The sequence below is a fragment of the Citrobacter sp. wls718 genome, from assembly GCF_005280945.1.
Lineage (GTDB): Bacteria > Pseudomonadota > Gammaproteobacteria > Enterobacterales > Enterobacteriaceae > Citrobacter > Citrobacter gillenii.
The window spans coordinates 1-24,079 of the sequence record NZ_SZWV01000056.1; the positions used below are offsets into that span (position 1 = coordinate 1).

Annotated in this window: 20 protein-coding genes and 1 pseudogene; 11 read left to right on the top strand and 10 right to left on the bottom strand. The window is 53.0% G+C overall.

The window, feature by feature from the left end; all coding sequences use genetic code 11:
• Positions 1-21: 21 nt before the first annotated feature.
• Both FDW95_RS11025 and FDW95_RS11030 read right to left on the bottom strand, forming a co-directional pair.
• Positions 22-339 (bottom strand): annotated as a pseudogene (locus FDW95_RS11025) (transposase); the annotation flags it as partial.
• Positions 340-481: 142 nt separating this feature from the next.
• The gene (locus FDW95_RS11030; RefSeq protein WP_115257236.1) at positions 482-1,684 is read right to left on the bottom strand and encodes an NAD(P)/FAD-dependent oxidoreductase; all 1,203 of its coding nucleotides are present in this window, start codon (positions 1,682-1,684) and stop codon (positions 482-484) included.
• A gap of 229 nt (positions 1,685-1,913) precedes the next feature.
• Between FDW95_RS11030 and pitA the strand changes: the two genes are divergently transcribed.
• Entirely contained in the window at positions 1,914-3,413 is a 1,500-nt protein-coding gene (pitA, locus tag FDW95_RS11035) for an inorganic phosphate transporter PitA (RefSeq protein ID WP_115257235.1), read from the top strand.
• Between the two features lie 64 nt (positions 3,414-3,477).
• Here pitA and uspB read toward each other — a convergent pair whose 3' ends face one another.
• Complete coding sequence (uspB, locus tag FDW95_RS11040; protein ID WP_096759190.1) at positions 3,478-3,813, bottom strand: universal stress protein UspB; 336 nt, start codon at positions 3,811-3,813, stop codon at positions 3,478-3,480.
• A gap of 393 nt (positions 3,814-4,206) precedes the next feature.
• Here uspB and uspA point away from each other — a divergent pair, with 393 nt between their 5' ends.
• Complete coding sequence (uspA, locus tag FDW95_RS11045; RefSeq protein WP_003023368.1) at positions 4,207-4,644, top strand: universal stress protein UspA; 438 nt, start codon at positions 4,207-4,209, stop codon at positions 4,642-4,644.
• Between the two features lie 292 nt (positions 4,645-4,936).
• Positions 4,937-6,409, top strand: coding sequence for a dipeptide/tripeptide permease DtpB (gene dtpB / locus FDW95_RS11050; protein ID WP_115257234.1), 1,473 nt, complete (start codon positions 4,937-4,939; stop codon positions 6,407-6,409).
• An 87-nt stretch (positions 6,410-6,496) separates the two neighbouring features.
• On the opposite strand, the gene FDW95_RS11055 is transcribed toward dtpB, so the two are convergent.
• On the bottom strand, positions 6,497-7,000 hold the full coding sequence (locus tag FDW95_RS11055; RefSeq protein WP_115257233.1) for an Rrf2 family transcriptional regulator: 504 nt from the start codon (positions 6,998-7,000) through the stop codon (positions 6,497-6,499).
• A 230-nt stretch (positions 7,001-7,230) separates the two neighbouring features.
• On the opposite strand from FDW95_RS11055, the gene FDW95_RS11060 reads away from it, so the two are divergent.
• The gene (locus tag FDW95_RS11060; RefSeq protein WP_115257232.1) at positions 7,231-8,430 is read left to right on the top strand and encodes an NAD(P)/FAD-dependent oxidoreductase; all 1,200 of its coding nucleotides are present in this window, start codon (positions 7,231-7,233) and stop codon (positions 8,428-8,430) included.
• Between the two features lie 111 nt (positions 8,431-8,541).
• On the opposite strand, the gene rsmJ is transcribed toward FDW95_RS11060, so the two are convergent.
• Positions 8,542-9,291 (bottom strand): 16S rRNA (guanine(1516)-N(2))-methyltransferase RsmJ, encoded by a 750-nt coding sequence (gene rsmJ / locus FDW95_RS11065; protein ID WP_115257231.1) that lies wholly within the window; start codon positions 9,289-9,291, stop codon positions 8,542-8,544.
• Positions 9,292-9,299: 8 nt separating this feature from the next.
• Positions 9,300-11,342 (bottom strand): oligopeptidase A, encoded by a 2,043-nt coding sequence (gene prlC, locus FDW95_RS11070; protein ID WP_115257230.1) that lies wholly within the window; start codon positions 11,340-11,342, stop codon positions 9,300-9,302.
• 214 nt (positions 11,343-11,556) lie between these two features.
• Between prlC and FDW95_RS11075 the strand changes: the two genes are divergently transcribed.
• Positions 11,557-12,399 (top strand): 23S rRNA (adenine(2030)-N(6))-methyltransferase RlmJ, encoded by an 843-nt coding sequence (locus FDW95_RS11075; protein WP_137363502.1) that lies wholly within the window; start codon positions 11,557-11,559, stop codon positions 12,397-12,399.
• A 104-nt stretch (positions 12,400-12,503) separates the two neighbouring features.
• Positions 12,504-13,856, top strand: coding sequence for a glutathione-disulfide reductase (gene gorA, locus FDW95_RS11080; protein WP_115257229.1), 1,353 nt, complete (start codon positions 12,504-12,506; stop codon positions 13,854-13,856).
• 100 nt (positions 13,857-13,956) lie between these two features.
• Here the strand turns inward: gorA and FDW95_RS11085 are convergent, their stop codons facing one another.
• Positions 13,957-15,351, bottom strand: coding sequence for a cytochrome-c peroxidase (locus tag FDW95_RS11085; RefSeq protein WP_115257228.1), 1,395 nt, complete (start codon positions 15,349-15,351; stop codon positions 13,957-13,959).
• A 430-nt stretch (positions 15,352-15,781) separates the two neighbouring features.
• Here FDW95_RS11085 and FDW95_RS11090 point away from each other — a divergent pair, with 430 nt between their 5' ends.
• Complete coding sequence (locus tag FDW95_RS11090; RefSeq protein ID WP_115257227.1) at positions 15,782-17,431, top strand: alpha,alpha-trehalase; 1,650 nt, start codon at positions 15,782-15,784, stop codon at positions 17,429-17,431.
• A gap of 30 nt (positions 17,432-17,461) precedes the next feature.
• Here the strand turns inward: FDW95_RS11090 and FDW95_RS11095 are convergent, their stop codons facing one another.
• Complete coding sequence (locus FDW95_RS11095) at positions 17,462-19,051, bottom strand: STY4199 family HEPN domain-containing protein (protein WP_115257226.1); 1,590 nt, start codon at positions 19,049-19,051, stop codon at positions 17,462-17,464.
• Between the two features lie 178 nt (positions 19,052-19,229).
• Between FDW95_RS11095 and FDW95_RS11100 the strand changes: the two genes are divergently transcribed.
• Together FDW95_RS11100 and FDW95_RS11105 are read left to right on the top strand one after the other, a co-directional pair.
• Positions 19,230-19,769 carry a GNAT family protein gene (locus tag FDW95_RS11100; RefSeq protein WP_115259888.1) on the top strand — a complete coding sequence of 180 codons (540 nt, stop codon included), beginning with the start codon at positions 19,230-19,232 and terminating at the stop codon, positions 19,767-19,769.
• Between the two features lie 86 nt (positions 19,770-19,855).
• Positions 19,856-20,206, top strand: coding sequence for a lysozyme (locus FDW95_RS11105; RefSeq protein WP_115257225.1), 351 nt, complete (start codon positions 19,856-19,858; stop codon positions 20,204-20,206).
• Between the two features lie 18 nt (positions 20,207-20,224).
• On the opposite strand, the gene FDW95_RS11110 is transcribed toward FDW95_RS11105, so the two are convergent.
• Together FDW95_RS11110 and FDW95_RS11115 are read right to left on the bottom strand one after the other, a co-directional pair.
• Entirely contained in the window at positions 20,225-20,827 is a 603-nt protein-coding gene (locus FDW95_RS11110) for a response regulator transcription factor (RefSeq protein ID WP_115257224.1), read from the bottom strand.
• A 366-nt stretch (positions 20,828-21,193) separates the two neighbouring features.
• Positions 21,194-21,952, bottom strand: coding sequence for an SDR family oxidoreductase (locus FDW95_RS11115; protein ID WP_115257223.1), 759 nt, complete (start codon positions 21,950-21,952; stop codon positions 21,194-21,196).
• Between the two features lie 119 nt (positions 21,953-22,071).
• On the opposite strand from FDW95_RS11115, the gene FDW95_RS11120 reads away from it, so the two are divergent.
• Both FDW95_RS11120 and yhjD read left to right on the top strand, forming a co-directional pair.
• Positions 22,072-22,971 (top strand): LysR family transcriptional regulator, encoded by a 900-nt coding sequence (locus FDW95_RS11120; RefSeq protein WP_115257222.1) that lies wholly within the window; start codon positions 22,072-22,074, stop codon positions 22,969-22,971.
• Between the two features lie 47 nt (positions 22,972-23,018).
• A complete protein-coding gene (yhjD, locus tag FDW95_RS11125) occupies positions 23,019-24,047 on the top strand; it encodes an inner membrane protein YhjD (protein ID WP_115257221.1) in 1,029 nt (342 codons plus the stop codon).
• The last annotated feature ends 32 nt before the right edge of the window (positions 24,048-24,079 follow it).

Below are 24,079 nucleotides of genomic sequence, written 5' to 3' on the forward strand. Positions count from 1 at the left end.
GTGTTTCAGGGGGCTACATCACCTCACCATAGGATGTTGAAAATGTAGATGATTTGCTATTTGTTGGGTAAGCCGGAGAGGAAAGAGTGGGAATTGTTCCCGGATATCAATCACCGAGTCATTAAACTCAGCCAGATAGAAAAAGTTACTTTCGACAGAAGAAAGGAGATGATGGTTTCGAAACGTCTTAAGGCCAAAGACTATCGAACGGTTTCCACGGGATTTAACGTCCTGAGCTCTAAGCCAGGGCTGATAACTTTGGCCATAGCCCACTCCTATGCCGTCACCTAGCGCATTTTCATAATCCAAATAGGATTTGAGACGCCTACCCCTAGCCATGATCGTACCCTAAAAACGACATTGATACGTACCTATATGTGCATTTTATAGTCTCCAACCCTATAACCACACATTCAGTAAGTATACAACATTAGCGTCGTTTTTTGAGAATGGTTACAACTTTAGTGCTTTGTGTACAACTTTATTGTCCTCGGACATCGACTAAATCCTGCGCACACGCCCAGGCGCTCGACCATGCCCACTGGAAGTTATAACCACCCAGCCAGCCGGTGACGTCCATCACTTCGCCGATGAAATAAAGGCCCGGTACTTTACGGGCTTCCATGGTCCGCGATGACAGTTCGTTAGTGTCGACGCCGCCCAGCGTCACCTCTGCCGTACGATAGCCTTCCGTGCCGTTTGGCTGCACGCGCCATTCGGTCAGTGTTTCCACCAGCGTTTGCTGATCGCGTACGTTAAGTTGCTTCAACGTCACGTCAGGGATTTGCCCCAACTGCTGCAAACACTCCACCAGTCGCTTCGGTAATTGCATCGCCAGCGTGTTCTTCAGGCTCTGATTGGGGTGCGCGCTGCGCTGCTCATCGAGAAAGCTTCCGAGATCCACATCTGGCAACAAATTAATGCTGACAAACTCGCCCGGCTGCCAAAAACTGGAAATTTGTAAAACGGCCGGCCCTGACAACCCACGGTGCGTAAAGAGCAGGTTTTCACGAAAGACGGTGCCGTCCTCGGCGGTAATGACCGAAGGAACAGACACGCCGGAAAGCACCTGAAGCTGCTCCAGTAACGGCTTATGCAGCGTAAAAGGCACCAGACCCGCACGCGTTGGCAGCACATTCAGGCCAAATTGTTCGGCAATTTTATAACCAAACGGCGTCGCACCCAGGCCCGGCATCGAAAGCCCGCCGCTGGCAATCACCAGTTTTGTCGCACCAACGGTTGCGCCGTTAAGCTCCAGCGTAAAGCCATCATCATCCCGTGCGACGCTCAGGACTTCGCTACGTAAGCGCATCGTCACGTTACCTTTTTCGCATTCCGCCACCAGCATATCGACTATTTGCTGCGCGGAGTCGTCGCAAAAAAGCTGGCCGAGCGTTTTTTCATGCCAGGCAATACCGTGTTTGCCCACCAGATCGATAAAGTCCCATTGGGTATAGCGTGCCAGCGCTGACTTACAGAAATGAGGGTTTTGACTTAAATAGGCCGCAGGTTCGACATAAAGATTGGTAAAGTTACAGCGCCCTCCGCCGGACATGAGGATCTTGCGCCCGGGCTTTTTACCATTATCAATGAGCAGTACGCGACTCCCAGCTTGTCCTGCCTGCGCGGCACAGAACATACCCGCTGCGCCAGCGCCTATAATAACGGTATCAAACCTTTCCACGTTGCGATCCTCTCTAAAAAGCGGGCGTGAATTGTAAAGATTCCTCAGTGGTCGCACCAGCACCAAACCACCAATAATAGGTATTTGTCTGAATTATATAGGATAATTCTTTAGTGGGGTAAACCAAAGCAGGAGACAAATCAAAAAAACTCTATATTTCACTTTGCCCGCGCCGCCAAAGTCACTGATAATGCGCCGCGTTCATGTCCTCAAAATGGCGTAACGTCCTATGCTACATTTGTTTGCTGGCCTGGATTTACATACCGGGCTTTTACTCTTGCTTGCTCTGGCTTTTGTTCTGTTCTACGAAGCAATTAACGGCTTCCATGATACAGCCAATGCCGTCGCTACCGTGATCTACACCCGTGCCATGCGTTCGCAATTGGCGGTGATCATGGCTGCGGTGTTTAACTTCTTTGGTGTTTTGCTGGGCGGTCTCAGCGTAGCGTATGCCATCGTGCATATGTTGCCAACGGATCTGTTGCTCAACATGGGTTCATCACATGGCCTTGCCATGGTGTTCTCTATGCTGTTGGCGGCAATTATCTGGAACCTGGGTACCTGGTACTTTGGTTTGCCTGCATCCAGCTCCCACACGCTGATTGGCGCGATTATCGGCATTGGTTTAACCAATGCATTGATGAACGGCACATCGGTCGTGGATGCACTTAACATCCCGAAAGTGATAGGTATTTTTGCCTCTCTTATCATCTCGCCGATTGTCGGCCTGGTGGTTGCAGGCGGCCTGATCTTTTTGCTGCGTCGCTACTGGAGCGGTACTAAAAAACGTGCCCGTATTCACCTGACGCCAGCAGAGCGTGAAAAGAAAGACGGCAAGAAAAAGCCGCCATTCTGGACGCGTATCGCACTGATCCTCTCCGCAATCGGCGTGGCGTTCTCTCATGGCGCAAACGACGGGCAGAAAGGCATTGGTCTGGTCATGCTGGTACTGATTGGCGTAGCACCTGCCGGTTTCGTGGTGAATATGAACGCTTCCGGTTACGAAATTACCCGTACCCGCGATGCTATCAATAACGTCGAAACCTTCTTCCAGCAACGTCCTGACCTGCTCAAGCAGGCGACCGGCGTAGACCAGTTGATTCCGTCACCGACGGAAACAGGTACAGCGACGACGACAGAGTTCCATTGCCACCCGGCTAATACCATTAACGCGCTGGAACGTGCGAAAGGTATGCTGGCGAATCTGGAAACCTACGACAAGTTAAGCGTTGAGCAGCGCGGACAACTGCGCCGTATTATGCTGTGCATTTCCGATACCACCGATAAGGTCGTGAAACTGCCTGGTGTAAGCAACGACGATCAGCGTCTGTTGAAGAAACTGAAAACCGACATGCTGAGCACCATTGAGTACGCTCCGGTGTGGATCATCATGGCCGTTGCGCTGGCTCTGGGCTGCGGTACGATGATTGGCTGGCGTCGCGTGGCAACCACTATCGGTGAGAAAATCGGTAAGAAAGGCATGACCTATGCTCAGGGGATGTCGGCGCAGATGACGGCCGCCGTCTCTATCGGTCTCGCCAGTTATACCGGTATGCCAGTTTCCACCACCCACGTACTCTCCTCTTCCGTTGCGGGTACGATGGTCGTTGACGGTGGCGGCTTACAGCGTAAAACAGTGACCAGCATTCTGATGGCCTGGGTCTTCACCCTGCCTGCGGCGATTATTCTTTCCGGGGGGCTGTACTGGCTCTCCCTGAAGCTTATCTAAGCGAATGCGCAATAAAAAAGCGGGCCTGCAAACAGGTCCGCTTTTTTTTACGCTGTCATCAGGTTCAGTGCCAGATAATCAGCGCAACCATACTGATTAATACCAGCCCACATAACGAACTGGTGAGAATGAACTGACCGCGCACGCGCTCACAGCGGCGAATAAACTCATCATCATGATGATCGCGATAGCGCTGAGCGTAGATATACCACACCAGACGCATCTGCTTGTTGGGTTGCCCATGCGAGGTAAAAAAGCCTCCGCCATCAACATACTGGTAAAGCAATGGATCGCAACCACGAAGTACCACTAACAGTGCGCGCAACGACGAGAAATAGCGCGCCATATTAACAATGCAAACGACACACAAAGCCCAGAATAACGCAATGGTGCTTATCATACCCCCTCCCCGGCGACCCGCCCACGGAGTTCCTCTCCGGGACTACCGCTCCCCGATACCCTACCAAACTATGCAGTGAAGAGTGCTACCGAAACCGCTCGTGTTAGTGTCACGCATCCGAGCGCCTCTCTAGATAGTGTAGGAGATTAGTTAATTTTTTTGCCAGAAGGTTAATCACTATCAATACAATTAACTGAAAAATTTGTTTAACTACTTGGCAATCAAGGTGGATTGACGGATTATTCTGGTCGCTATAATGTAAGGATAGTCCCTATAGGGTACGTCTTTACGACTGGGCTAGCCCCGCGCGTAAGGTCCGCAGGATGCGGATGACGCGGCGGCAAACGATCGCCAGAAGGCTAGTCATCGACAACTTATGGAAGGAGTAACACTATGGCTTATAAACACATTCTCATCGCGGTTGATCTTTCTCCGGAAAGCAAAGTTCTGGTTGAAAAAGCGGTCTCTATGGCGCGGCCTTACAATGCAAAAGTTTCCCTTATCCACGTTGACGTAAACTATTCCGACCTGTACACCGGGCTAATCGACGTAAATCTGGGCGACATGCAGAAACGCATTTCTGAAGAAACTCATCACGCGTTAACCGAACTGTCCACCAACGCAGGCTACCCTATCACCGAAACCCTGAGCGGTAGCGGCGATCTGGGTCAGGTTCTGGTTGATGCCATCAAAAAATACGATATGGATCTTGTCGTGTGCGGCCATCACCAGGATTTCTGGAGCAAGCTGATGTCCTCTGCGCGCCAGCTGATCAACACCGTTCACGTCGACATGTTGATTGTCCCGCTGCGAGATGACGAAGAAGCATAAAATGCTAGCTGTCGGGGGGTAACCTGCCCCGCTGTAAACATTTAAGCCTGTAAGCGCCCGCCTGTGCGGGCGTTTTTGTTTTTGTACCTTGCGTGAAAATTATTTCCTATCAGTACATCAATCCAACAAATAAATCATAATTAGTGTGATCAACTAATTGGATCGAAAACTATCTCTATAATACTCTACCCGCGCGGCCTATCACCGCAGTCTATAACAAAATAAGACTTTTTCGGCGCGTTTTAGAATACGCGTTCATACTTTTCGGGATGGCTTTGAAAGGCGAAGGAATATGAATACACGAGCACCTACGGGCTTGCTGCAGCAACCTCGTCCGTTCTTCATGATCTTTTTTGTAGAATTATGGGAACGATTTGGCTATTACGGCGTTCAGGGCATCCTGGCGGTATTTTTTGTTAAACAACTCGGCTTCTCTCAGGAACAGGCGTTTATCACCTTCGGTGCGTTTGCTGCGCTGGTGTACGGCCTGATATCCATTGGTGGCTACGTTGGCGACCACCTGTTGGGCACCAAGCGCACGCTGGTTCTCGGCGCCATCGTGTTAGCCATTGGCTATTTCATGACCGGAATGTCGCTGCTGAAACCCGACCTGATTTTTATCGCGTTGGGTACCATCGCCGTAGGTAACGGGCTGTTTAAAGCCAACCCAGCCAGCTTGCTGTCAAAATGCTATCCGCCAAAAGACGCCCGACTGGACGGCGCCTTCACCCTGTTTTATATGTCGATTAACATCGGCTCCCTGCTGTCGCTGTCGCTGGCGCCGGTCATTGCCGATAAGTTTGGCTATGCGGTGACTTACAACCTGTGTGGCGCGGGACTTATCGTTGCACTGCTGGTCTATTTTGCCTGCCGTGGCATGGTGAAGGATATCGGTTCTGAGCCGGACCATAAGCCGCTGGTATTCCGCAATCTGCTGTGTGTACTGGCCGGTACCGTGGTGATGATATTCGTGTGCGCCTGGTTGATGCACAACGTGAAAGTTGCCAACCTGGTGCTGATCGTCCTGTCGATTATCGTCACCATCATCTTCTTCCGTCAGGCATTCAAACTGGATAAAACCGGGCGCAATAAGATGTTTGTGGCCTTTATCCTGATGCTGGAAGCAGTGGTGTTCTACGTGCTGTACGCGCAGATGCCGACATCACTGAACTTCTTTGCCATCAATAACGTACACCATGAAATTCTCGGTTTCGCCATCAACCCGGTGAGCTTCCAAGCATTGAACCCGTTCTGGGTGGTGCTTGCCAGCCCGGTACTGGCAGTGATTTATACCCGTCTGGGCAACAAGGGCAAAGACCTGACCATGCCGATGAAGTTCACGCTCGGTATGTTCCTGTGCTCGCTGGGCTTCCTGACCGCTGCTGCCGCGGGTATGTGGTTTGCCGATGCGCAGGGGCTGACCTCGCCGTGGTTCATTGTACTGGTATATCTTTTCCAGAGTCTGGGTGAGTTGCTGATTAGCGCCCTGGGGCTGGCCATGGTCGCCGCGCTGGTGCCGCAGCATCTGATGGGCTTTATTCTGGGGATGTGGTTCCTGACCCAGGCTGCAGCGTTCCTGATGGGTGGCTATGTGGCAACGTTCACCGCGGTACCGGAAAACATCACTGACCCGCTACAGACGCTGCCTATCTATACCAACGTCTTTAGTAAAATCGGTCTGGTCACGCTGGCCGTCACGGTAGTGATGGCGATTATGGTGCCCTGGCTGAACCGGATGATTAATACGCCGAGTACTGAACAGTAATACGCCGTGCCGGATGGCGGCTATTGCCTTATCCGGCCTACATTCATTATGCCCGATACGCCTTGCGCTATCGGGCATTTTTAGTGGTTATCCTTTGCGTGCGTCGATCCAGTCCTGCACTTCTACGACAAACGTATCCGGTGCTTTGCGATACATCTTACGTGCCAAATCCAGGATCGTGTGCTGACCAAGCGCCTCTTCCATACGCTGCTGCGCCATATCCATCACTGAGCGCACGCCGCAAATCCCTTCACAGGCCCACTCCGGCGGATGCTCCTCAAAGACCGCTAAGCGCTGGCGGATTTCACGGCATTCGAAGATGCGCTTATCGCCGTCAATGGCATTGACCACGTCCAGCACCGTGATGTGCTCGGCGGGCCTGGCGAGCTGAAAACCGCCGCCCTTTCCTTCACTGCTGCGCACCAGTCCGGCCTTCGACAGACGGGTGAAGATCTTCGCCAGATAGTCATACGGCACGCTTTGTAGCTCAGCAATTTCCCGTACGCTCATATCCCGCGCATCCCCCTTACTGTCAACCATACACATCAGGCTATGGATGCCGTACTCAACCCCGGAACTGTAGAATGCCATGTTCTTATCTCAGCCAAAATGAATCTGAGTTATTGTAACTTTTTCGGCCTGCACATACCAGATACTCAGAAATCACCCGCTCATAAATAAAATTTAATTCATTAAATATCAAATACATAAATACAATTCGACAGACAAAGAAGCGTTTTTACAGGAAATCACATTGCAATCTTCAACTACGACCAATAAAATCCGAGTAAATAATTCATAGTCACCAGTGAGAAACGCCAATGCGTAAAAAAATTCTGATCGTGGGCGCCGGTTTTGCCGGTATGTGGGCAGCATTAAGCGCCGCACGACTGGCGGATAAACATCAGCAGTCCATTGATATTACTGTTATTGCGCCGCAGCCAGAGCTGCGCGTGCGCCCGCGTTTTTATGAGAATGATGTCCAGACGCTGGTTGCGCCACTGCAGCCGCTGTTTGATGTCACCGGTGTGAACTTCCTGCGCGGCACGGTTACCCAGTTGCTTCCACAATCTAAAGAAGTGAGCTGGACGGACGCAACGGGCCAAAAACAGCTTCTCCGCTACGACCGGCTGATTCTGGCCAGCGGCAGTGAAGTTAATCGCAATAGGGTTGCCGGCGCTGCGCAGCACGCCTTCGACCTCGATCAGCTGGAAAGCGCAACCGTACTGGAGCAGCATCTGAAAGATCTCGCGCACAGACCAGAAAGCGAGGCGCGCAATACCGTGGTGGTCTGCGGCGGCGGCTTTACCGGGATCGAAATGGCTCTGGAATTACCGGGTCGCCTGCGCGACATTCTCGGCGCTGATGCTAAGACCAGAGTTGTCGTAGTTGAACGCGGCCCGCAACCGGGTGCACGCTGGAGCCAGGAGCTGCGCGATGTGATCGCCGAAGCCTCCGCTGAACTGGGTGTGGAATGGCGGGTCAATGCAGAAGTCGAAAGCGTGGATGCGTCCGGCGTGACGCTGAAAGACGGGCAGACGATTACATCACAAACCGTTATCTGGACGGTCGGCGTGCAGGCAAACGGCTTAACGGCACAGATCGACGCCCCGCGCGATCGTCAGGGCCGTCTGCATGTGAATGCGCATCTTCAGGTTGTGGGCCACGAGGATATCTACGCGACGGGTGATGTCGCCTGGGCCGCCACTGATGACAAAGGCAACCACGCCTTAATGACCTGCCAGCACGCGATTCTGTTGGGTAAATTCGCCGGGAACAATGCCGCTGCCAGCCTGTTAGATGTGATGCCACTGCCCTATCGCCAGGAAAACTACGTCACCTGTCTGGATCTGGGCGCGTGGGGCGCGGTGTACAGCGAAGGCTGGGATCAGCAGGTGAAACTGACGCGCGCAGAGGCGAAGGAACTGAAGCGTTCAATCGTCAGCGAGCTGATTTATCCACCGAAAGCGGACCGTGCGGTCGCCTTTGAGATTGCCGACCCGCTGGCACCGTTTGTGTAATTGATATTGCCGGATGTCAGCGTACTCGCAAGGCTGCGCGTACGCCCGATAAGCGCAGCGCCATCGGGCAGCAAACCATGCCGGATGGCGACGCGACGCGTGTTATCCGGCCTACGGAGTTCCGGCATAAATATCAAACCGGTGCCCTTTGGTCACCACCGCGTTCGGCGTTGCCACCTCCGCCAGCGGCGGGGCATAGTCCGGGCGCTTGACCACCACGCGTTTAGTGGCTAACTGGCGCGCAGGCTCCAGCAGGCCATCGGCATCTAAATCCGGCCCCACCAGCGACTGAAACACGCGCATCTCTTTTTTCACCAACGCGCTTTTCTGCTTATGCGGGAACATCGGGTCGAGGTATACCACCTGCGGGCGTGGGGTGATATCGGTGAGCGCCGTCAGGCTGGATGCATGAATTAACTGCAAACGCGCCTGCAACCACGGGCCAATTTCCGCATCGGCATAACCGCGCGCCAGGCCATCGTCGAGCAACGCCGCCACTACCGGGTTACGTTCCAGCATCCGTACGCGACAGCCCACGGAGGCCAGCACGAACGCATCGCGTCCCAACCCGGCCGTCGCGTCCACCACGTCCGGCAGATAATCGCCTTTCACGCCAACGGCTTTCGCCACCGCTTCACCGCGACCGCCGCCAAATTTGCGCCGGTGGGCCATCGCCCCGCCGACAAAATCAACGAAGATGCCGCCGAGCTTGGGTTCATCGCGCTTGCGCAGTTCCAGATGCGCCGGTGTCATCACCAGCGCCATCAGATTGTCTTCATCGTGTTCCAGTCCCCAGCGAGCAGCCAGAACAGATAAGGCGCCGTCTCCGGCGCCCGTTTCATCCAGTAAACAAATTTTCACGCCAGTCTTCAGCCCTTGATGCCGTAATGGTCCAGCATCGCATCCAGTTGCGGTTCACGGCCACGGAAGCGTTTGAACAGCTCCATAGGCTCTTCGGAACCCCCACGGGTCAGGATGTTATCGAGGAACGACTGGCCGGTTTCACGGTTGAAAATCCCTTCGTCTTCAAAGCGGGAGAAGGCGTCCGCCGCCAGCACGTCAGCCCACAGATAGCTGTAATATCCCGCCGCATAACCCCCGGCAAAAATATGGCTGAAAGCGTGCGGGAAGCGACCCCATGTTGGGCCCGGCACCACGGCAACCTGCTTTTTAATCTCCGCCAGGGTGTCGAGAATTTTCGCCCCTTGCTGCGGGTTAAACTCAGCGTGCAGACGGAAGTCGAACAGGCCGAACTCCAGCTGACGCAGGATGAACAGCGCCGCCTGGTAGTTTTTCGCCGCCAGCATTTTATCCAGCAGTTCTTTAGGCAGCGGCTCACCGGTTTCATAGTGACCGGAGATAAACGCCAGCGCTTCCGGCTCCCAGCACCAGTTTTCCATAAACTGGCTTGGCAGTTCGACAGCATCCCACGGCACACCGTTGATACCGGAAACACCGGCCGTTTCGATGCGGGTCAGCATATGATGCAGGCCGTGACCGAACTCGTGGAACAGGGTAATCACTTCATCGTGGGTAAACAACGCCGGCTTGCCGCTGACCGGACGGTTAAAGTTGCAGGTCAGGTAAGCGACCGGTTTTTGCAGCGTGCCGTCTGTTTTACGCATCTGCCCGACGCAGTCGTCCATCCATGCCCCACCGCGCTTGTTTTCACGCGCATAAAGATCCAGATAGAAGCTGCCGCGCAGTTCGTTGTGTTCGTCATACAGCTCAAAGAAACGCACTTCCGGGTGCCAGACGTCAACATCGGTACGCTCTTTGGCAGTGATGCCATAAATACGCTTAACCACTTCGAACAGGCCGTTTACGGCTTTGTTTTCCGGGAAGTACGGGCGCAACTGCTCGTCGCTGATGCTGTACAGGTGCTGTTTCTGTTTCTCGCTGTAGTAGGCGATATCCCACGGCTGCAGCTCATCAACGCCAAACTCTGCTTTGGCGAAGGCGCGCAGCTGGGCCAGCTCTTTTTCACCCTGCGGACGGGCACGTTTTGCCAGATCGGTCAGGAAGTCGAGCACCTGCTGCGGGTTCTCGGCCATTTTAGTGGCGAGAGATTTAAAGGCATAGCTTTCAAAGCCCAGCAATTGAGCCAGCTCGTGGCGCAGCGCGAGGATCTCTTCCATCACCGGGCTGTTGTCCCATTTGCCCGCATTGGGCCCCTGATCGGACGCACGGGTGGAGTAGGCGCGGTACATTTCTTCACGCAATGCCTGGTTGTCGCAGTAGGTCATCACCGGCAGATAGCTCGGGATATCCAGCGTCAGCAGATAACCTTCCTGCTCTTTGGCTTCGGCCTGGGCTTTTGCTGCCGCCAGCGCACTTTCCGGCATGCCAGCCAGCTCAGATTCGTCGGTGATCAGTTTGGTCCAGCCCATGGTGGCGTCGAGCACGTTGTTGCTGTACAGGTTGCCAAGTTCAGACAGGCGGGTCGCGATTTCACCGTAGCGCTGCTGTTTTTCTTTCGGCAGGCCGATACCAGAAAGCTCAAAGTCACGCAGGGCGTTATCGACGGCTTTTTTCTGCGCGGTATTCAGAGTGGCGTAATGGTCACCTTCACGCAGATCGCGGTACGCCTGGTACAGGCCTTCATGTTGCCCAACCCAGGTGCTGTACTCAGACAGCAGCGGCAGCGTTTGTTCGTAGGCTTCGCGCAGTTCCGGGCTGTTTTTCACCGAGTTCAGATGGCTGACCGGAGAGAAGATACGCCCCAGGACATCGTCCACTTCCGCCAGCCGCTGGCAAAGATTTTCCCAGGTATATGGCGCCCCCTGCGCAACCACGCGCTCGACGTTTTCGCGGCAGTCGTTCAGCGCCTTAGTGACGGCGGGTACAACATGCTCCGGCTGAATTTTGGAAAACGGCGGCAGTTCGAAGGGAGTCAGCAATGGATTGGTCATTAGCGCAGTCCTGTAGAAAAGAGTGAATGAAGCGCGCATCCGGCGCTGTGCATATTATTTGTAGAATGGGGTTAAGTGTAGAGGATTTCAATGCCAGGCGTTGCGCTTTCGCGGCAGTGACGACTTTTCTGTATACTGTGGCGATACGCTCTATTTTCGCCCGATGGTACGCAGCTTATCGGGCCTACGTTTACAACCTGGAACACGTTTACCCATGCTCAGTTATCGCCACAGTTATCACGCAGGCAACCACGCCGACGTCCTTAAACACACGGTTCAGAGCCTGATCATCGAGTCGCTCAAAGAGAAAGATAAACCGTTTCTCTATCTGGACACCCACGCCGGTGCGGGCCGTTATCAGCTGAGCAGTGAACGTGCTGAACGTACCGGTGAGTATCTGGAAGGCATCGCCCGCATCTGGCAGCAGGACGACCTGCCGGCAGAACTCGAGCCGTACATCAGCGTAGTGAATCATTTCAACCGTAGCGGTCAACTGCGCTACTACCCAGGCTCTCCGCTGATTGCCCGCCAGTTGCTGCGCGCGCAGGACAGCCTGCAGCTAACCGAACTGCACCCGAGCGATTTTCCGCTGCTGCGCTCCGAATTCCAGAAAGATGAGCGCGCGCGCGTGGCAAAAGCCGACGGCTATCAGCAGTTGAAATCGAAATTACCACCCGTCTCCCGTCGCGGGCTGATCCTCATCGATCCGCCGTACGAAATTAAAACCGACTACCAGGCGGTAGTGGCCGGTATCCACGAAGGCTATAAGCGTTTCGCAACCGGCACCTATGCCCTGTGGTATCCGGTAGTCCTGCGCCAGCAAATCAAACGCATGACCAAAGAGCTGGAAGCGACCGGCATTCGCCGCATCCTGCAAATTGAGCTGGCGGTTCGTCCGGACAGCGATCAACGCGGCATGACGGCGTCCGGCATGATTGTGGTTAACCCACCGTGGAAGCTGGAACAGCAAATGAACAATGTGCTGCCATGGCTGCACCGCAAACTGGTTCCGGCGGGAACCGGACATACCTCGGTAAGCTGGATCGTACCGGAGTAATCGCAGCCATCGGTGGAACCTTTTGATTTCAGGTATACAATCGCGAATATTTTGGCGGAAGGCATAACGCTTCTCCGCCCTACAATGAACATGAAGGAGCGGTCATGACCAAACACTATGATTACATCGCTATCGGCGGCGGCAGCGGCGGTATCGCCTCCATTAACCGCGCGGCCATGTACGGTCAGAAATGCGCGTTGATTGAGGCCAAAGAACTGGGCGGTACCTGCGTCAACGTTGGCTGTGTACCGAAGAAAGTGATGTGGCATGCCGCACAGGTTCGTGAAGCGATCCATATGTACGGCCCGGACTACGGCTTCGATACCACCATCAATAAATTCGACTGGGACAAGCTGATTGCCACCCGTACCGCCTATATCGACCGCATTCACACCTCGTACGACAACGTACTGGGTAAAAATAATGTCGATGTGATCAAAGGTTTTGCCCGCTTCGTTGATGCCAAGACCATTGAAGTAAACGGTGAAACCATCACCGCCGATCATATTTTGATTGCCACCGGCGGCCGCCCGAGCCACCCGAACATTCCAGGCGTGGAATACGGTATTGATTCCGACGGTTTCTTTGAACTGCCGGCCCTGCCGAAGCGCGTTGCGGTAGTTGGTGCAGGTTACATCGCCGTTGAACTGGCTGGCGTGATTAACGGCCTGGGCGCAGAAACACATCTGTTCGTGCGTAAACACGCGCCGCTGCGCAGCTTTGACCCGATGATCGTCGACACGCTGGTTGAGGTAATGAATGCCGAAGGCCCGACCCTGCATACACACGCGATTCCAAAAGCGGTGGTTAAAAATGCAGATGGCAGCCTGACCCTGGAGCTGGAAGATGGTCGTAGCCAGACCGTGGATTGCCTGATCTGGGCGATTGGCCGTGAACCGGCAACCGATAACTTTAACCTGGCGGTTACTGGCGTGAAAACCAACGAAAAAGGCTACATCATCGTTGATAAATACCAGAATACTAGCGTTCCAGGAATTTACGCCGTGGGCGATAACACCGGTGCCGTTGAATTAACGCCGGTTGCCGTTGCCGCGGGTCGTCGCCTGTCCGAACGTCTGTTTAACAACAAGCCGGACGAACATCTGGACTACAGCAACATCCCGACCGTGGTCTTCAGCCATCCGCCAATTGGCACCGTCGGCTTAACCGAGCAACAGGCGCGCGAGCAGCACGGCGATGATCAGGTGAAAGTGTATAAATCATCGTTTACCGCGATGTATACCGCTGTCACCACACACCGTCAGCCGTGCCGTATGAAGCTGGTGTGCGTGGGTCCGGAAGAGAAGATTGTCGGTATTCACGGCATCGGCTTTGGCATGGACGAAATGCTGCAGGGCTTTGCCGTGGCACTGAAAATGGGCGCGACCAAGAAAGACTTCGACAACACAGTCGCTATTCACCCGACCGCGTCGGAAGAATTTGTCACCATGCGTTAATACTATAAATGCCGGATGGCAGCTAATGCCTTATCCGGCCTACAAACACCGTAATATGTAGGCCAGATAAAGCATCAGTCGCCCTTCGGCATTGTATTAATCACTTATCCTGCATATACGGCGTATAGATCCCGTTGAGGCTTTCAAGGAACGCCACGATATCGTCGATATCTTTTTGCGGCAGTTCTTTGCCGACCTGATAACGCAGCATCAGTTTTACCGCGCCGTCGAGGGTTGGCACATCTCCCCGGTGGAAATAAGGCGCAGTCAGTGCAACGTTGCGTAATCCAGGGACTTTCTGGCGCAGCTTATCTCGTAATTCATTGGTGACGTTCATTCGACCAATATCTACGGCAGTGACCTCACCAAAATTAAAGTCCTTTTTCAAGCCTAAGGGTTCAAATGAACGCCCGCCTAAAATAATACCGCCATGGCAGGTGGCACATTTATTTTCCTTAAATAATTGATAGCCATGTTTTTGCTGAGCCGTTAACGCGCTTTCATCACCCCGCAGCCATTTATCAAACGGTGCATTTGGCGTAATCAGCGTTTTCTCAAACTCAGCAATCGCATCGGTAATATTGTCCCCGCTGAATCCCTGAGGATAAACGGTGATAAATTCTTGCTTCAGCACCGGGTCTTTATCTAACTTCTGGATAATTTCATCCCAGGATTTCGACGCCATTTCAATCGGGTTTAACGGTGGACCACCCGCCTGCGCCTGCAATGTTGGTGCGCGACCGTCCCAGAATTGTTCCACGTTAAAGACCGAGTTAAACACCGTCGGTGCATTAATCGGTCCAACGGCGCCACCGACACCGATTGACGTTTTCCTGCCATCCACACCGCCTGCGTTTAAGGCGTGGCAGTGCGCACAGGAGATCGTGCTGTCGCCAGAAATGCGCGGGTCATGATACAGCGTAAAGCCCAGCGCCACTTTGCGGGCATCAGTCGGAATACTTTCCGGTATTGGCTGTACGGGCTCATTGCGATGCTGCGTGGCGGTATCACGGCTGGCGTAGTACTGCTCACGTTGTTTGGCTACCCAGCCAAGAATGTCTTCTCGCTCAGCATCGCTGACCTTACCGGCCCAGTGCAGCGCGGTATAACGCGTTGGTGGCATGGTGTCATACTGCATCACCCATTCAATTTTATTCAAATCACTTTGCGAAACGGGTTTATCCGCAACCAGCGCGGCACGAACAGCTTCAAGATTGAATGATTTGTATCCTAATTGAATGTCATAATTCATCAATTGTTTAGCGACGGGAAAGGAAGAATAGAAAGGTAATTCAGCTGAAGGCGTGTGACAATAATCACATCCCTTTTCGCGTAAAAATCCTAATACCTTATTATTGGCTTCCAGCGTAGAGGCCTGAACATCAGCCTGTTTGCTACGTTGATTATCGTGATACCACACATAACCGGATAATCCAAAATAACAAATTACGATGCCTGTTATGGCAATCGCGGTAAGACGGGTAATGATTTTCATTATTTTACCCTCACCGTTGTGAGTTATTGTGACCCAGAAAATTGAAATAATTAATGCGCAGTCTTTGTCAGACTTGACCATCATAGAAAATAAGTGGAGTATTATTTTGATAAGTATCAATCAATTACATGGGCCAGAACTATCATTAGAATAGCCTGCACCTATTACAGGGATCGGATGTTAGCTGATTCTGTTCACACCTCGTTGCAATCGAATGTTCTGAAAATGGAAAATATACAGATCGCACAAGACCAGTAATTCTTCATTATTATCATTAAGATAGTTTTATTTTTTAAATATTAAAAAACATAAGAACGTGATCAACCGCACGCTTTACTCACCCGACACCGAAGCGAATGTCTACGCTTAACAGACAGCCGGGCAATAGCCGTTTCCTTTCACCATCTCTTTACCGGAGGTCTTTCTCATTATGCTCAACCAGAAACTACCCCACGCCCCTTCAGAAGAACTGACGATCGACCTCGATCTGCTTTATGAAATGGATCCGTGCGAGTTAAAGCTGGATGAAATGATTGAGGCAGAGCCTGAGCCGGAGATGATTGAAGGGCTGCCTGCCTCAGATGCGTTAACGCCCGCCGATCGTTACCTCGAACTGTTCGAACATGTTCAGTCGTCAAAGCTGTTTGCCGACAGCAAAACCTTCCCCGACTGCGCACCCAAAATGGACCCGCTGGACATTTTGATCCGCTATCGCAAGGTTAAGCGGCACCGGGACTTTGACCTGCAGCGCTTTGTTGAGAACCATTTCTGGCTCCCCGAGACCCCGTCGAGTGAGTACGTTTCCAACCCGCAGGACTCTCTGAAAGAGCATATTGACCAGCTGTGGCCAGTGCTGACACGCGAACCGCAGGATCACATTCCCTGGTCCTCGCTGCTGGCGCTGCCGCAGTCGTATATTGTGCCGGGCGGACGTTTTAGCGAAACCTACTACTGGGATTCCTACTTCACTATGCTCGGTCTGGCGGAGAGCGGTCGGGGGGATCTGCTGAAATGTATGGCGGATAACTTTGCCTGGATGATTGAAAACTATGGCCATATCCCGAACGGTAATCGGACCTACTACCTGAGTCGCTCTCAGCCGCCGGTGTTTGCACTGATGGTGGAACTGTTTGAAGAAGATGGCGTGCGCGGCGCGCGGCGTTATCTGGATCATCTCAAAATGGAATACGCGTTCTGGATGGATGGCGCAGATTCCCTGGCGTTAAACCAGGCGTACCGTCATGTCATCAGAATGCCGGATGGTTCTCTGCTCAACCGTTATTGGGACGATCGTGATACCCCGCGCGATGAATCGTGGATCGAAGACGTCGAAACGGCCAAGCATTCTGGCCGACCGCCGAATGAGGTGTACCGGGATTTGCGTGCCGGTGCGGCTTCCGGCTGGGATTACTCCTCACGCTGGCTGCGCGATGCGGGCCGCCTTGCCAGCATCCGCACCACCCAGTTCATCCCCATTGATCTCAACGCCTTCCTGTACAAACTGGAAAGCACCATTGCAAACATTTCGGCACTGAAAGGCGATCGCGAAACCGAGGCTCTGTTTCGCCAGAAAGCCACCAACCGCCGCGCCGCCGTGGACCACTTTCTATGGGATGATGAAAACGGCTGTTATCGGGATTATGACTGGCGACGCGAAGAGATGGCCCTCTTCTCCGCCGCCAGTATCGTGCCGCTGTATGTCGGTATGGCAACCCATGCACAAGCCGACCGCCTCGCTAATGCCGTACGCAGCCGTCTGTTAACCCCCGGGGGTATTATGGCGACGGAATACGAAACCGGTGAACAGTGGGATAAACCCAACGGCTGGGCACCGCTGCAGTGGATGGCGATTCAGGGCTTCAAGCTGTACGGTGACGACCACCTGGGAGATGAGATTGCCCGCAACTGGTTGAAAACGGTTAACCTTTTTTATCAGGAGCACCATAAGCTTATCGAGAAGTACCATATCGCCGACGGCACGCCGCGTGAAGGCGGCGGCGGCGAGTACCCGTTGCAGGATGGCTTTGGCTGGACCAACGGCGTCGTGCGCCGATTAATCGGTCTCTACGGCGAGCCGTAACGGTCTGACAGGACGTTGCTTATCAGGCCGTCAGTTAATGGCGTCATACAGCGCGGTATGAATTTTCTGCCATTTCTTGTTTTCGGCGTTTGGCTCCGCGCGAGCGCGTCGTTCGGCTTGCTCGGCGTCATACCGTTGGCGCGCGACAACGTCCGGTTTAGCACAAAAACTTTGCAGATAGCTTTTATGCAGCGACGTCAGCGATGCGCCGTTCGACATCGCATGACTTAGCGTACTCATAAACTGCTGACAGGGCTGGGTTTCATCCATCTGCGAGGGATAGCGCAACAACAGCTTCAGCACAGCAGTATTGCCCGCAGAGAACGCCTGCTCCGTCCATGCCAGCTTCCAGTCCATCCCGCCTTGTAAAAACAATGACGTAATGCGGGTATCATTGCGATCGATAGCCGCCCGCATGGTAAACGCATCCCACGAAATGCCCATGCGGGTCACGGCTTCCCGTGCGGAAGGTGCATCACGTCGCGGTTCCTCTTGTATGATTTCAACCGATTGACCGGCGGTCACCCGCGGCGCAGGCGAGCTAAATAACCAGAATGCGCCCAGCGATATTGCCAGCACCATCGCGCCAACGGCGATCCACAGCATGTTGGAAATCAGCTGCTCACGCTCTTCAGCCGTACGCTGCGCTCGCTTTTCTGGTGGGTCAATGCTGTCGGCAATTTCGTGTTTATCATCCCCGGTCTGTTCAGCCTTTTGCTTTGCCGTTTCCCAGAACTGGCGAACGAGACCCTCATCAGATTCCAGATACGATGCGGGATTGATGCGGACACGACGTTCTTCAAACGCCCGCTGCACGGGGTGGGTAATTTGTCGGTACTGATACTTTAACAACATCAGCTGTACCGAGGTCAGCGGCTGCTGAGCAATGACGCTATTACGTGCTATCCGGCAATCATCAAGAAACATGCGCAGCGTTAAGCGCGGTTCGACAAACAGCGTGAGTACCGAAGTGTCATTAAAAATCTGGGTAAAGTGGCGCACGAACAGTTTCTTATCGACCACCATCAGCGCCAGCTCGCTAAACAACATGCCGTCCAGCGCATCACGCCCCTCACCCAGCTTAAGCCAGCGGCGTAGCCGGTCAGCACCGAAGTGCTGTTTCAGGAAGCTGTTGAGCGGATGCTGGTCCGGCCATACCCTTGCGACAAGGGCTTTGAGGGTTAACTCTATAGCACGAAGTTGGCTCTGCGCTTGCAGCTGCGCCTCCTGTCCTCCACTTTCAATATCGGTTTGATAGTGCAGGATCGGCTGAAGCTGGCGCAGTTGCTCCAGAGACGCGACAAAACGCAGCGCAGAAATGAGCTGGTTTTCACTGACATCCTGACCACTTTCATACTGGGGAACGTTTTGCTGAAGATGGCGTAACCGCAGGGTGAACTGGCTTAATTGCGCATCGTTCATCTGCAATCGTCTGGCTACCGCCCCCCAGCCACCCAGATTCAGGCGAGCCTGGTCGAGCTGTTCCAGAAACCAGCGCGGGTCTTTTCCCTCTGCAACATGCACACCTAACAACAACAGGATTTCCACCGATGCCTGGCGGATGATCCCCAAACAGTGTTCAAATGGCGTACATGTCGCCGGTAATGCGCTATTGGTCATTATCATCCCTAAAAGGGCCGTAACGGTACGGCCTCACAATGGTCTTTATTGCTCTTTTTATAAACGCGACGCCGTATTAAAACGGGCCGGTGCAAACTGAAACACATTCATATAACAAATGAATGTGTTTTACAGTGATGACCTCGTAATCATTGAAAATTACCCAGGAGATAAGCCTGTGCCCGTGTTAAAAACACCACGACTGACCTGCCGCCCGCTGACGGCGTCTGATTGGGATTTTTTCTTAGCATTACAGCAGGATCCTAGCGTAATGCACTATGTCTCTGATGCGCGCTCTGAACAAGACGTACGGACAATATTCGACTCGCGTTTAGCCGAATGGTCTCCCGGAAGCCCACACTGGCTATGCCTGGTCATGTGCGATAACGACTCGGGAACGCCGCTCGGCGTCACCGGATATGTTCACGAAAATAATGAGTGTGCCGAAGTGGGGTTTCTGCTCGCGCCCGAAGCGCAAGGTAAAGGCTATGGCGCGGAGTCTTTGCATGCCGTGTGTGATTTCGCGTTTACAACCGGCGGGCTACACCGTATGACGGCCTGCGTCACCGCCGGCAATTATGCGTCTCGACGTCTGCTGGAAAAGACGGGATTTATTCTCGAAGGTACACTGCGCGAAAGCTATTGGCTGCATCAAACCTGGCACGATGACTGGATTTTCGGCCTGTTAAAGCACGAATATCCGCTCCGCGCGTCATAAGGCGTCTTACTGAAAAAACGGGCTGTATGGCAGGTACCATAACGGAAGGTTTGCTCTAGAATGGTTCTCTTTGCAGAGAAATCAGTATGTACCGCCATTCATCACATTTTACGCCCGCCTGTATCGCCTTTATTAAACAAGGACAGGGATTGTCGCTGGAAAAATATCAGGATGAACGCGGGGTCTGGGTCATTGGCTACGGGCATGAAATCACCGTAGGTGAAACCTTCACGAGCCAAATTTCAGTAGCACAGGCAGAAACGCTGCTGCTCATGGATCTCTACGCTTACGAGGAATTAATCCAGGCGAAATTGCCGCAACTGAACGATCTGTTTCAGCTGGAAGCATTAATTGCGTGGATGTTTAGCGTGGGGATAACCCGGTTTTGCGCATCAGAAATGTGGCCTGCTCATATTTCACAGCCAGAGACGATCTGACTGTGAAATAAGCGTTGATTAATGTACTTCGTTTAACATCATCGCCGCCTGGGTACGGTTTTTTACCTCCAGACGCTGATACAGCGACTCCAGATGCGCTTTTACCGTCCCGGTGCTGATATTTAACAGACGACCAATTTGTTTATTGGACTCCCCTGCAGCGAGCATGGTCAAGATCTCGCGCTGACGCGAACTTAGTGCTTTTATATTTTGGCTACCGCACGCGGTTGGAGTTAAGCAATCTCTGGGATAAAACATCATGCCCATTGCCACGCTATTGAGCGCCAGCGCGAATGTTTCTGCGTCAGCTTCGCGCGGCACAATGGCCAGCACGTTTAACTGTGTCACCTCCTGCAGCCATTTTTTACGGCAATCTGTGGCGGTGATCAGTACTTTTACCGTCGCATAGCGTTGCGCGAGTTGTTGGAGCAGTTCACGGCAAAACTCACTACCAAGATCGCCATCAAGCATAACCAACGCATTGGGATTGTCTTCCAGCTTTTGCCAAAGATCATCTGCCTGACTGACACCCTGAACATCCACTCCTGGAAGATTTTCTTGTAAACTGACATTCATTCCATGAATAAATATTGACTGCCTGTCAAACATTATTACCTGCATTACTTCTCTCCGTCTGAATAAGATATTGGCCTTAACACGCGGAAGGGTATTACCCATGGGGTAAAATAAGAACTCACCATTTGGCAGGGGCCATTCTACCGATGAAAGAAGAAGAGAGAAGCAGAAGTTATGAATAGTTACAGCTCAAACAAAAGGATTACATAAAGAGGTCATATAAAGACTCTGAATTAAGGAATTCCTTATTATTAGCGCACGCCTCTCGCCAAGTAATATTAATTAATCAGAGTCTATGTTTTTCACCAAAAATAAGGAACATGGCATATCAGGGAAATATGTTACAAAAAATAATATAGCATGAAGTGCTTATTTAATCGGAGTCAGTGATCGAATAAGCACGGGACGGGTTTACAGGAACATCCCGCCAGAGACCTCAATGCGCTGCGCGGTCATCCACGCCAGGTCATCACTAAGCAACGCAGCGATGGCATCACCAATATCATCCGGCAGCCCGACACGTCCCAATGCGGTTTGCGAGGCAATATATGCATTCAGCTGCGCATTGTCCCGCACGCTCCCGCCGCCAAAATCGGTTTCAATCGCGCCGGGCGCAATAATGTTCGCCGTAATACCGCGCTCCCCCAACTCTTTTGCCTGATAGCGGGTCAGCACTTCCATCGCGCCTTTCATGGCGGCATAGGCGCTGTAGCCTGGCAGGGCAAAACGCGACAGCCCGGTCGACACATTGAGGATCCTGCCCCCTTGGTTTATCAGCGGCAACAGGCTCTGCGTCAGGAAAAAAGGCCCTTTAAACTGGATGTTCAAAAGCTGGTCAAACTGCGCTTCGGTGAAGGCAGAATACGGCGCAGTTATGCCGATCCCGGCGTTGTTCAATAAATAATCAAACATCGTACATTGCCACTGGGTTTGCAGCGTCTCCTGCATTTGTTCAACAAAGCGCGGAAACGTTGAAATATCGCCGACATTCAGCGGCAATGCTGCTGCTTTGCCGCCAAGTTGGTGAATATCATCCACCACCTGTTGAGCTTCTTTTTCATTGCTGTTCCACGTCAGAATGATGCCCATTCCTTTACTCGCCAGCTTAAGCGCCGCGTTTTTCCCCAGTCCACGACCGCCGCCGGTCACCAATACAATACGTTGCGTCATAAGAAACCTCATTTCAGGCGTTGTGAAGATTGAGATAAAGCTTATTAGGTGTTAGAAAAACAATAAATATGTCGAATTGCGCATTACTGTTTCCTTGGGAACAACAATAGGGCAGAGAGATGGATAAAATTCACGCAATGCAGTTGTTCCTCCGCGTCGCAGAACTGGAGAGTTTTTCGCGTGCGGCCGACACCCTCGGACTGCCTAAGGGAAGCGTATCGCGACAAATCCAGGCGCTGGAAAATCATCTGGGTACCCAGTTGCTGCATCGCACCACCCGTCGCGTTCAACTGACCCAGGACGGGATGATCTATTACGAACGTGCGAAAGATCTGTTGAGCAATCTGGATGAGCTGGACGGACTTTTTCATCACGATCCCACCAGCATCAGCGGTAAACTGCGGATCGATATGCCGGTTGGTGTGGCCAGAAATCTGGTGATGCCCCGCCTGCCTGCCTTTTTGCATCAGTATCCGGGACTTGAGCTAGAACTCAGCAGCAGCGACCGTCTGGTGGATTTAATCCGTGAGGGTTTCGACTGCGTGGTGCGCGTGGGTGCGCTGAAAGATTCAGGGCTGATTGCCCGCCCGCTGGGGAAATTAACGCAGATTAACTGCGCCAGCCCACAGTATCTGGCCCGTTTTGGTTATCCCGAAAGCCTAGACGATTTGGCCTCGCATGCGGTGGTGCATTACGCGGTAAATCTGGGTACCCGTTCGCAGGGCTTTGAAATAGCGACCGACAACGGGCCCCGCTGGATAAAAACCGGCGGCATGCTGACGGTGAACAGTACCGAAACCTATCATGCGGCCTGTCTTGCCGGGTTGGGCATCATTCAGGTCCCACGCGTGGGTGTACGTGAGGCATTGCGCGCCGGTACGCTGGTTGAAGTCTTACCGCAGTATCGCGCCGAACCGATGCCGGTTTCTCTGCTGTATCCACATCGCCGTAATCTCTCCCGCCGGGTCCACCTGTTTATGGAATGGCTGACCGGCGTGATGAAAGACTATGTGGACTGACGCGCTATACTGTCCTGTGAATGCACAGAATAAGGACTACCGCCCTGATGACGCAGGAAAAAGATGTAAAACGCCCCATTCAGGAACTTGAGCACGCGCCGATCGCCAAAATTGACACCCCAGAGCGTGACCAGACAGAAACCAACAATAAGACCCATCAGGCGCTGAAAACAGCCCTGACTCTGGCGGAACGCGTTCAACGCCAGCCCATGATCGCCCACCTTATCCGCGCCGCAGAACGTTTTAATGACCGGATGGGAAACCAGTTTGGCGCGGCAATCACCTATTTCTCGTTCCTGTCGATGATCCCTATCCTGATGGTATCGTTCGCTGCCGCCGGTTTTATTCTCGCGTCGCACCCCACGTTATTGCAGGATATCTTCAGTAAAATCCTGGCCAACGTCAGCGATCCGACGCTGGCATCCACGCTGAAAAACACCATCAATACCGCCGTTCAGCAACGTACCACCGTCGGGCTGGTCGGGCTGGGTATCGCCCTTTACTCCGGGGTTAACTGGATGGGAAACCTGCGCGAGGCCATTCGCGCCCAGTCGCGTGATGTCTGGGAACGCACGCCGCAGGATCAGGAGAAAATCTGGGTCAAATATCTGCGCGATTTTGTCTCGCTGATTGGATTACTGATTGCGCTGATTGTCACCCTGTCAATTACCTCCATCGCCGGTTCCGCCCAGCAGATGATAATCTCGGCCCTGTACCTCGATGGTATTGACTGGCTGAAACCCGCCTGGCGACTGATCGGCCTGGCGATCTCTATTTTCGCCAACTATCTATTGTTCTTCTGGATTTTCTGGCGACTCCCGCGTCATCGCCCACGTAAGAAGGCGCTCATTCGCGGTACCTTTATTGCGGCCTTTGGCTTTGAAGCAATCAAAATTATTATGACTTACACGCTGCCGTCGCTGGTGCAATCCCCATCAGGCGCGGCGTTTGGCTCGGTATTAGGTCTAATGGCTTTCTTCTACTTCTTCGCCCGTTTGACCCTGTTCTGCGCCGCCTGGATAGCCACCGCGGAATACAAAGACGACCCGCGGATGCCGGGGAAAACACACCGCTAATCTTCGTTAACTGCCGGATGGCGCTACGCTTA

What these genes read in the sequence shown, in the direction of transcription:
- FDW95_RS11090 (WP_115257227.1), top strand. Translation starts at nt 15,782, where the DNA reads ATGCTCAACCAGAAACTACCCCACGCCCCTTCAGAAGAACTGACGATC.
- FDW95_RS11055 (WP_115257233.1), bottom strand. Translation starts at nt 7,000, where the DNA reads ATGGCATTCTACAGTTCCGGGGTTGAGTACGGCATCCATAGCCTGATG.
- uspB (WP_096759190.1), bottom strand. Translation starts at nt 3,813, where the DNA reads ATGATAAGCACCATTGCGTTATTCTGGGCTTTGTGTGTCGTTTGCATT.
- yhjD (WP_115257221.1), top strand. Translation starts at nt 23,019, where the DNA reads ATGACGCAGGAAAAAGATGTAAAACGCCCCATTCAGGAACTTGAGCAC.
- FDW95_RS11115 (WP_115257223.1), bottom strand. Translation starts at nt 21,952, where the DNA reads ATGACGCAACGTATTGTATTGGTGACCGGCGGCGGTCGTGGACTGGGG.
- pitA (WP_115257235.1), top strand. Translation starts at nt 1,914, where the DNA reads ATGCTACATTTGTTTGCTGGCCTGGATTTACATACCGGGCTTTTACTC.
- FDW95_RS11120 (WP_115257222.1), top strand. Translation starts at nt 22,072, where the DNA reads ATGGATAAAATTCACGCAATGCAGTTGTTCCTCCGCGTCGCAGAACTG.
- prlC (WP_115257230.1), bottom strand. Translation starts at nt 11,342, where the DNA reads ATGACCAATCCATTGCTGACTCCCTTCGAACTGCCGCCGTTTTCCAAA.
- uspA (WP_003023368.1), top strand. Translation starts at nt 4,207, where the DNA reads ATGGCTTATAAACACATTCTCATCGCGGTTGATCTTTCTCCGGAAAGC.
- FDW95_RS11095 (WP_115257226.1), bottom strand. Translation starts at nt 19,051, where the DNA reads ATGACCAATAGCGCATTACCGGCGACATGTACGCCATTTGAACACTGT.
- dtpB (WP_115257234.1), top strand. Translation starts at nt 4,937, where the DNA reads ATGAATACACGAGCACCTACGGGCTTGCTGCAGCAACCTCGTCCGTTC.
- gorA (WP_115257229.1), top strand. Translation starts at nt 12,504, where the DNA reads ATGACCAAACACTATGATTACATCGCTATCGGCGGCGGCAGCGGCGGT.
- FDW95_RS11105 (WP_115257225.1), top strand. Translation starts at nt 19,856, where the DNA reads ATGTACCGCCATTCATCACATTTTACGCCCGCCTGTATCGCCTTTATT.
- FDW95_RS11075 (WP_137363502.1), top strand. Translation starts at nt 11,557, where the DNA reads ATGCTCAGTTATCGCCACAGTTATCACGCAGGCAACCACGCCGACGTC.
- FDW95_RS11085 (WP_115257228.1), bottom strand. Translation starts at nt 15,351, where the DNA reads ATGAAAATCATTACCCGTCTTACCGCGATTGCCATAACAGGCATCGTA.
- FDW95_RS11110 (WP_115257224.1), bottom strand. Translation starts at nt 20,827, where the DNA reads ATGCAGGTAATAATGTTTGACAGGCAGTCAATATTTATTCATGGAATG.
- FDW95_RS11060 (WP_115257232.1), top strand. Translation starts at nt 7,231, where the DNA reads ATGCGTAAAAAAATTCTGATCGTGGGCGCCGGTTTTGCCGGTATGTGG.